At 36.6% G+C, this 7,231-nt stretch carries 6 protein-coding genes and 3 pseudogenes; all 9 read left to right on the plus strand.

Going from position 1 to position 7,231, the window contains the following annotated elements; all coding sequences use genetic code 11:
- The coding region (locus tag D8787_RS11545; RefSeq protein ID WP_185776807.1) for a hypothetical protein at positions 1-846 on the plus strand (846 nt) is incomplete at its 5' end.
- Between the two features lie 26 nt (positions 847-872).
- Positions 873-1,025 (plus strand): annotated as a pseudogene (locus D8787_RS10620) (DNA cytosine methyltransferase); the annotation flags it as partial.
- A gap of 76 nt (positions 1,026-1,101) precedes the next feature.
- A complete protein-coding gene (locus tag D8787_RS10625) occupies positions 1,102-1,905 on the plus strand; it encodes a Fic/DOC family protein (RefSeq protein WP_125423689.1) in 804 nt (267 codons plus the stop codon).
- A gap of 140 nt (positions 1,906-2,045) precedes the next feature.
- Positions 2,046-3,383 (plus strand): annotated as a pseudogene (locus D8787_RS10630) (IS3 family transposase).
- A gap of 31 nt (positions 3,384-3,414) precedes the next feature.
- A pseudogene (locus D8787_RS11955) lies at positions 3,415-3,987 on the plus strand (DEAD/DEAH box helicase); the annotation flags it as partial.
- A gap of 36 nt (positions 3,988-4,023) precedes the next feature.
- Positions 4,024-4,185: a hypothetical protein gene (locus D8787_RS12140; RefSeq protein ID WP_185776809.1), complete on the plus strand. Its 162-nt coding sequence runs from the start codon at positions 4,024-4,026 to the stop codon at positions 4,183-4,185.
- Positions 4,186-4,303: 118 nt separating this feature from the next.
- Complete coding sequence (locus D8787_RS10645) at positions 4,304-4,879, plus strand: TetR/AcrR family transcriptional regulator (RefSeq protein ID WP_125423698.1); 576 nt, start codon at positions 4,304-4,306, stop codon at positions 4,877-4,879.
- Entirely contained in the window at positions 4,876-5,556 is a 681-nt protein-coding gene (locus tag D8787_RS10650; RefSeq protein ID WP_125423701.1) for an ABC transporter ATP-binding protein, read from the plus strand. The genes D8787_RS10645 and D8787_RS10650 overlap by 4 nt, the downstream gene beginning before the upstream one ends.
- 3 nt (positions 5,557-5,559) lie before the next feature.
- Positions 5,560-6,705 (plus strand): FtsX-like permease family protein, encoded by a 1,146-nt coding sequence (locus tag D8787_RS10655; RefSeq protein WP_125423704.1) that lies wholly within the window; start codon positions 5,560-5,562, stop codon positions 6,703-6,705.
- Positions 6,706-7,231 lie beyond the last annotated feature (526 nt).

Genomic DNA, 7,231 nt, shown 5'->3' on the forward strand with positions numbered 1-7,231 from the left:
AATTTTCATATAGTCAGTAGTGAGTTCGATTCTAGAATAAAAGAACTATTTCAAAAATGGGAGATACTATTTTCATTTATTTATCTATCTTCTTTTTCATTTCTTCACAAAGAGAAATTAAATTTATCTAAAGATGCAACAAAGAACATAACAGATGTTATAAATATAAATCAATTTTCTTTTTTATACTCCAAGGAAATATATGATATTTTTAATTGGATTTACCATGATGATATTTATCTGGATAAACTTACAATAGCAAGGGAAGTAATAGAATCGTCAATATTTGATTTTAGTGATTTAAAATTAAGTGTAAGAGATATTTCAAGGGTTTATAATTTATATATAAAAAATAATGTGTCGGAATATCTAAGTGCTAAAAAGGATATAGGTGATTTTATAGTACATACACTGTATGAAATGGATCAGTATAGTAATGTTATAATTGGTAGTTTTAGCAATAACTTTGTTGCGTTAGTAGCATTTATTACGACTACTATGATAGCTAATATTGTATCTGATTCTCCTCTAGATAATATTTTTAGTAAAGATATTCTATGGTTGTTGCTGTTTGCGCTTTTTGGTTCTTTAATTTATTGTTATTTATCTAATAAAAAATTTAATAAAGATATGACAGATTTCAATAAAGTTTTTGAGAGATTAAAAAATAATTATAAAGATATTTTGATAGGGGAAGATATTGGTAGTTTATTTTCTGAATCTGAATTTAAACAGCAAGTTGAAAATATATCAGAGATTAGACTGAATATAAATATTATTTGGATTGTATCTTCTATTTTATTAATTTTTCTTACCATTGTTGCATTATATAATAAATATATTTAATCTATTTCTAGAAAGCAGGTTACTACATGACAAATTCTGTAAGTTCGAACCGATCTGAGAAGTACAACATTGCAGCCTTCTTCTCAGGTGTTGGGGGAATTGAGTTGGGATTTGAACAGACCAACGAGTTCAGAGTGGTGTATGCCAATGACTTCGATAAGTCTGCGCGTCAGACTTACTAGCCCATTTATTCAGATATATCTTGATAATCATATTATTCAGTCACTGAAGAAAAACAATTGAAAGGATATTTCTATGCAACCAACTTACAACATTGACAACCCAAACTTGTCTTATGAAGCTAAACGTGATTTATGGCGGATCGGTTTTGGTCTACAGAAGGTTGATAATCTAGTGCCATCAGCTTATATGGAATCTTTGGCTGAGAAACAATCCCGAGGTGAACTGACTTACGAGCAGGTTTATGAAGATGCAAAGGCTTATCATCATACCATTGATGCAAGTACGGAGGAGGCAGACTTGGTTTCTCTTCGTATCGTGGAACTATTATCTCGAAGAGGCTTTAGCTTCAGCCCTGCGACCCTACTTGCTATTCATAAGGAGTTGTTTCAAGATATATTTGAAGCCTCTATTCCGGTGGGGCAATTTCGTCAAACCAATATCACAAAGAATGAACCTGTTTTGAATGGTGAAAGTGTTGTGTACTCTGATTTCTCTATGATTCAAATGACCTTGGATTATGATTTTAATCAGGAAAGACAAGTTGCATATGCGACACTAACTCAGGTGGATGTGGTTAAAAAAATCCAGCATTTTATTTCAGGAATCTGGCAGATTCATCCATTTCGCGAAGGAAACACTCGGACAGTAACGGTTTTTTTGATTCAGTATCTTCGTGAGTTTGGTTTTGATATTGATAATACACCATTTCAGCAACATTCCAAGTATTTTCGTGAAGCCTTGGTATTAGATAATGCAAAGATTTTACAGCGACGTCCTGAGTTTTTAACAGCTTTTTTTGAAAATCTCTTGCTCGGTGGTCAAAATGATTTGTCTTCAGAAAAAATGTATATAGATTTAGACTTCGACCTTTCATAATCCTAATACTGAGTAAACATTGAATTTTATGAAAAAAACGAAGTAAATATTCTCATAAGAAAACGTATATCATCAAAGTTTTAGTGAACTGCACCCCAAAAGTTAGACAGAAAAAATCTAACTTTTGGGGTATTTTTATTATGAAATTAACTTATGATGATAAAGTTCAGATCTATGAACTTAGAAAACAAGGATATAGCTTAGAGAAGCTTTCAAATAAATTTGGGATAAACAATTCTAATATTAGGTACATGATTAAATTGATTGATCGTTACGGAATGGAGTTCGTCAAAAAAGGAAAAAATCGTTACTATTCTCCTGATTTAAAACAAGAAATGATTCATAAAGTCTTACATGAAGGCTGGACTAAAGATAGAGTTTCTCTTGAATACGGTCTCCCAAGTCGTACGATACTTCTTAATTGGCTAGCACAATACAAGAAAAACGGGTATACTATTGTTGAGAAAACAAGAGGGAGAGTACCTAAAATGGGACGTAAGCCAAAAAAGAGACCTGAAGAGAGGACAGAATTAGAACGTCTTCAAGCAGAAAATGAGTACCTGAGAGCGGAGAATGCCATCCTAAAAAAGTTAAGAGAACTCCGATTGAAGGAGGAAAAAGAGAAAGAAGAAAGACAGAAATTGTTCAAGAATTAATGACTGAGTTTTCGTTAGATATTCTTCTAAAAACCATTAAACTAGCTCGTTCGACCTACTACTATCACTTGAAACAGCTAGATAAACCAGATAAGGACCAAGAGCTTAAAGCTGAAATTCAATCCATTTTTATCGAACACAAGGGAAATTATGGTTATCGTCGGATTTATTTAGAACTAAGAAATCGTGGTTATCTGGTAAATCATAAAAGAGTTCAACGCTTGATGAAAGTACTCAATTTACAAGCTAAAATGCGGCAGAAACGAAAATATTCTTCTCATAAAGGAGACGTTGGCAAGAAAGCAGATAACCTTATTCAACGCCAATTTGAAGCAGCCAAACCAATGGAAAAGTGCCACACAGATGTGACAGAGTTTTCCATTCCAGCAAGTACTCAAAAGCTTTACTTATCACCAGTTTTAGATGCCTTTAATAGCGAAATTATCGCCTATAATCTTTCAACTTCACCCAACTTAGAACAAGTAAAAACGATGTTGGAACAGGCCTTCACAGAGAAACACTACGAGAATACGATTCTCCATAGTGACCAAGGTTGGCAATACCAACACGATTCTTATCATCGCTTCCTAGAGAGTAAGGGAATTCAAGCATCCATGTCACAGCCCAGACAACGGTATGATGGAGTCTTTCTTTGGCATTCTGAAATCGGAGATGTTTTATGGTTATGAGAAGTCATTTCAGTCGCTTAAGCAATTGGAACAAGCCATTGTAGACTATATTGATTACTACAACAATAAACGAATTAAGGTAAAACTAAAAGGACTTAGCCCTGTACAATACAGAACTAAATCCTTTGGATAAATTAATTGTCTAACTTTTGGGGGTCAGTACAATCTTGGCAGCACTCTTTTCTTGGAAAAATAATTTGATTCAGTATGCAGGTCGGATTCATAGAAATTACAAAGATAAGTCTTTGGTGCGTATTTTCGATTATGTGGATATTCATGTTCCTTATTTAGAAAAGATGTTTCAGAAACGACAAGTAGCTTATCGAAAGATGGATTATCGTGTCATCGAGGGTGAGGAGAAACAATTCGTTTATGTTGATAGTAGATATGAGAATATCTTGAGAGAGGACTTAGCAGGGGAAAGACAGGAGTGTATGCTTATTTTACCTTATGTGCACCAGACAAAACTGATGAGTTTTCTAAAAGAATTTAGGATTAGTCAAATTGAGATATGTATACCAGAGACGGTTGCAAATAAAGCATGGCTAGACCAGTTGAAGAGCACGAAGATTAAAGTGTCTTTCACTCAATCAAAAATAGTCACGCCTATTCTTTTGGTAAACAAGACCATTGTTTGGTATGGTGCAATGCCATTATTAGGGAAGGTAGATGAAATGACCATATTACGTTTGGAATCAGCTAATATAGCTTCTGAAATAATAGCAGGTCTAGGATAGAGAAAATTTTTAAAAATTTCTATGTATGCTTTTCAGTTGAAAAAACGAGAAGTCTTGACAGGTCAACGACTCAATGAACTGGAGATTAACGGTATTCGATTGATCAAATTTAAAAATGGTGAAATCGGCATTGAATTCATCTGGATTAATCCCGAAAATCCACCTAGCGATACCATCGGCTGGGTAGCAAAGAAATAAAAAGTTCGCTGTCTTTTTGTTTTGTATTTTACAGTTTTTTCTTGACAAGTCTTTCTTTTTTATGGTATTCTTTTACACAACAAGTGTTGCGCAACGAATGTTGCGTGAAAGGAGTCTTATGCCACCAAAGGTTAAATTTAGTAAAGAGGCTATCATTGGGAAAGCTTTACAATTGGTGAGAGAAGAGGGCATGACTAGTTTGACGGCTCGAGCATTAGCGGAGCAACTGGGAGCTACACCAAGAGTCATTTTTGGGCAATTTACCAATATGGCCGAGTTACAAGCAGAGGTTATTAGTGCTGCGGAAATGGTCGTGGTGGAGTATATTCGTAAGGCCTTAGAAGATGAGAAGCCTTTTCGATCCGTCGGGGTTGCTTATATCCTTTTCGCCTCAAAAGAACCCCAACTCTTTCAATTGCTTTTTCAAAACCCCAGCAAAGATCTGATTCGTCGCTTTCAAGATTTTCTTCCCGTGAAGGATCATAGTTACCAATTGGTTCTGGATTCAATCGTCGCAGACTATCCTTTGAATGTAGAGGAGGCTGGTCGCTTGTACCAGCATCTATTTATCTACTCACACGGGATGGCCTCAATAGTTGCTTCTGGCATTTATCAATTCAGAATGGAAGAAGTGATTGGATTACTGACAGAGGTTTGTCAATCTCTCATCAAAGAAATGGTAGGAAAGAAATGATTCAACTAGAAAATGTGCACAAAAGTTACGGCCAAACCAAGGTTTTAAAAGGGATTGATTTGCAGATTCAAGACCAGGATGATGTGGTTATCCTCGGTCCTTCTGGCTCAGGCAAGTCAACTCTCTTAAACGTTCTGTCAGGTTTAGAAAAGGTAGACGAGGGACATATCCTTATTCAAGGACAGAATTTGGCTCAACTCACAGATACTCAATTGACAGCCTTTAGACGTGAGAAGATTGCCTTTATTTTTCAGCAGTATTATTTATTGCCTAATCTAACAGTCAGACAGAATGTAAAGATGGGGGCAGACCTGGCAAACAATCATGATTTTTTGCAGATTATCGAGGATTTGGGACTTGGCGATAAACTGGACAAGTATCCGAGTGAATTGTCAGGTGGGGAACAGCAGAGAGTCTCCATTGCTCGGGCCTTGGCCAAAAATCCAGAGATTCTTTTCTTAGATGAGCCGACGGGAGCCTTGGATGAAGAAACAGGGCGCAAGATTCTCGACTATATCTGGGAGTTAAAGGAAAAGCTGGGCTTTACCCTAATTATGGTGACGCACAACCAAAATATTGCGAATATGGCAAGAACCATCATTCGTGTCAATAGTGGCAAGATTACCGAAGTTGTGACCAATGATCGGCCTCAGACTGCTTATGAGATTGGATGGTAAGCCATGTTTTCAGCAAAAGATATTCGAAAATTAGTTGTCGTAAGTATCATTGGAGCTTGTGCGGTCTTTGTGGCCAATCTTTTCTTGAATTTTTACCTTGATATCGAGCAGTTGGAGATTTCTAAAACTAATCCCATGATTCAGACCTACTATGACGCTCAGGTTTCGCTTTCCTGGATGGTGGCCATGGTCAGTGGAGTCGTCTTGTCCTTGACGTCGGTCCTTCTCATGTGTTTTTATATCAAACAATTTGTCGATGAACACAAGGAACAATTAGGAATTTTAAAGGCTTTGGGCTATAGCAATGGCCAGTTGGCTAAACGATTTTGGGCCTTTGGACTCAGTTTTGGTGCCGGAGCGCTTCTTGGCTATTTTGCTTCTTTTCTTATGATGGGGCATTTTTATGACTTCCGCAATGAAAAGGGGATCATGCCAGAAATCACCATTCATTTTCATTGGCAGCTCTTGCTTGCTTTTGTGGTCCTTCCAACGGCATTTTTTATGCTTATTGCGGTTGGTTATGCTAGAAGACAACTACAAACGCCGGCTCTTCGCTTATTGAAAAAGTCCCCAACACCAATTAAGGTCAAGAGGAGAAAGAGAACTCCTAAGAAAGAGAAAGACTTCCTAAAAGAGCTGTCTTCGTCACTAATTTGGGGGAGAAAATCTATCCTGTTTTTTGTAGTCTTTGGCTCTATGTGTTTTGCGGCTATGGTTCAATTGTCCTTTGGTCTAAGGGACTACACAGATAACATCATCCAAACCATGATGATCATGATTGGCTTGATCCTTTCTTTCTCTATTCTCTTTTTGTCATTGGGGATTGTCGTCTCAGAAAGTCGCGAAACCCTGGCTCTTATGAAGGCTTTTGGTTACACAGATCGTGAATGCCAAGGTCATATCCTATCTCCCTATCGTTTCTGGGCCTATCTAGGATTTGTTCTTGGGACGGCTTATCAGTACGCTATCATGGAAATCTTGATTGGTGTGATCAAAGATACGGTTCCTGAAAAGATTGAGCATCACTTTGATGGGAATGTTTGCTTCTGGACTTTGATCGGTTTTGCTGTGGTTTATGAAAGCCTCTTTTATCTATCCAACAGAAAACTCCAAAAGCAAACCATCAAAGAAGTACTCTTAGCTGAATAAATAGAGAAGGTTGGATTCTCCAGCCTTTTTCTTATGAAACTCATTAACAAGAGAAGGATTTTTCACTATTCTAGGGAAAATGAAATAAAGGAAAGAAAACGAAGTTACTGGCAGGACCTGAAATGATCTTTTTACTTGATTTGACGCAACAAATAATCCTTTATCTCTGTAGGAATCCTCTTGCAATTTGTGGTTGGTATTGGAGTTGCAGCCTTGAGTTATAAATAAATCAATATACCTGTGGTCATGTTACACAGGTCTTTCAATTAGCTGAAATATTTGGTAAATTCCCAAACTAAGTTCCACCGCTAATCCAAGTGGAAGTTAGTCTGATAAAAATTGTAAAAACCAGTGGAAATCCGTGTCAGGGTAAGTTCCACTGGTTTTACTAATGCTTGATTTTATTGCTTTTTTAACCAAACTGAATCGAAAAAAAGAGCGCACAAAATCCTCTCATCTGAAAGCGTTTCAGATTAAGTTCCGCTATGGTGGAAGTTAGTGTGAGACGTTTGAATGCGGTTAAAGG

The organism is Streptococcus mitis, assembly GCF_003944325.1.
GTDB classification, from domain to species: Bacteria; Bacillota; Bacilli; order Lactobacillales; family Streptococcaceae; genus Streptococcus; species Streptococcus mitis_CW.

What these genes read in the sequence shown, in the direction of transcription:
- D8787_RS10625 (WP_125423689.1), top strand. Translation starts at nt 1,102, where the DNA reads ATGCAACCAACTTACAACATTGACAACCCAAACTTGTCTTATGAAGCT.
- D8787_RS10645 (WP_125423698.1), top strand. Translation starts at nt 4,304, where the DNA reads ATGCCACCAAAGGTTAAATTTAGTAAAGAGGCTATCATTGGGAAAGCT.
- D8787_RS10655 (WP_125423704.1), top strand. Translation starts at nt 5,560, where the DNA reads ATGTTTTCAGCAAAAGATATTCGAAAATTAGTTGTCGTAAGTATCATT.
- D8787_RS10650 (WP_125423701.1), top strand. Translation starts at nt 4,876, where the DNA reads ATGATTCAACTAGAAAATGTGCACAAAAGTTACGGCCAAACCAAGGTT.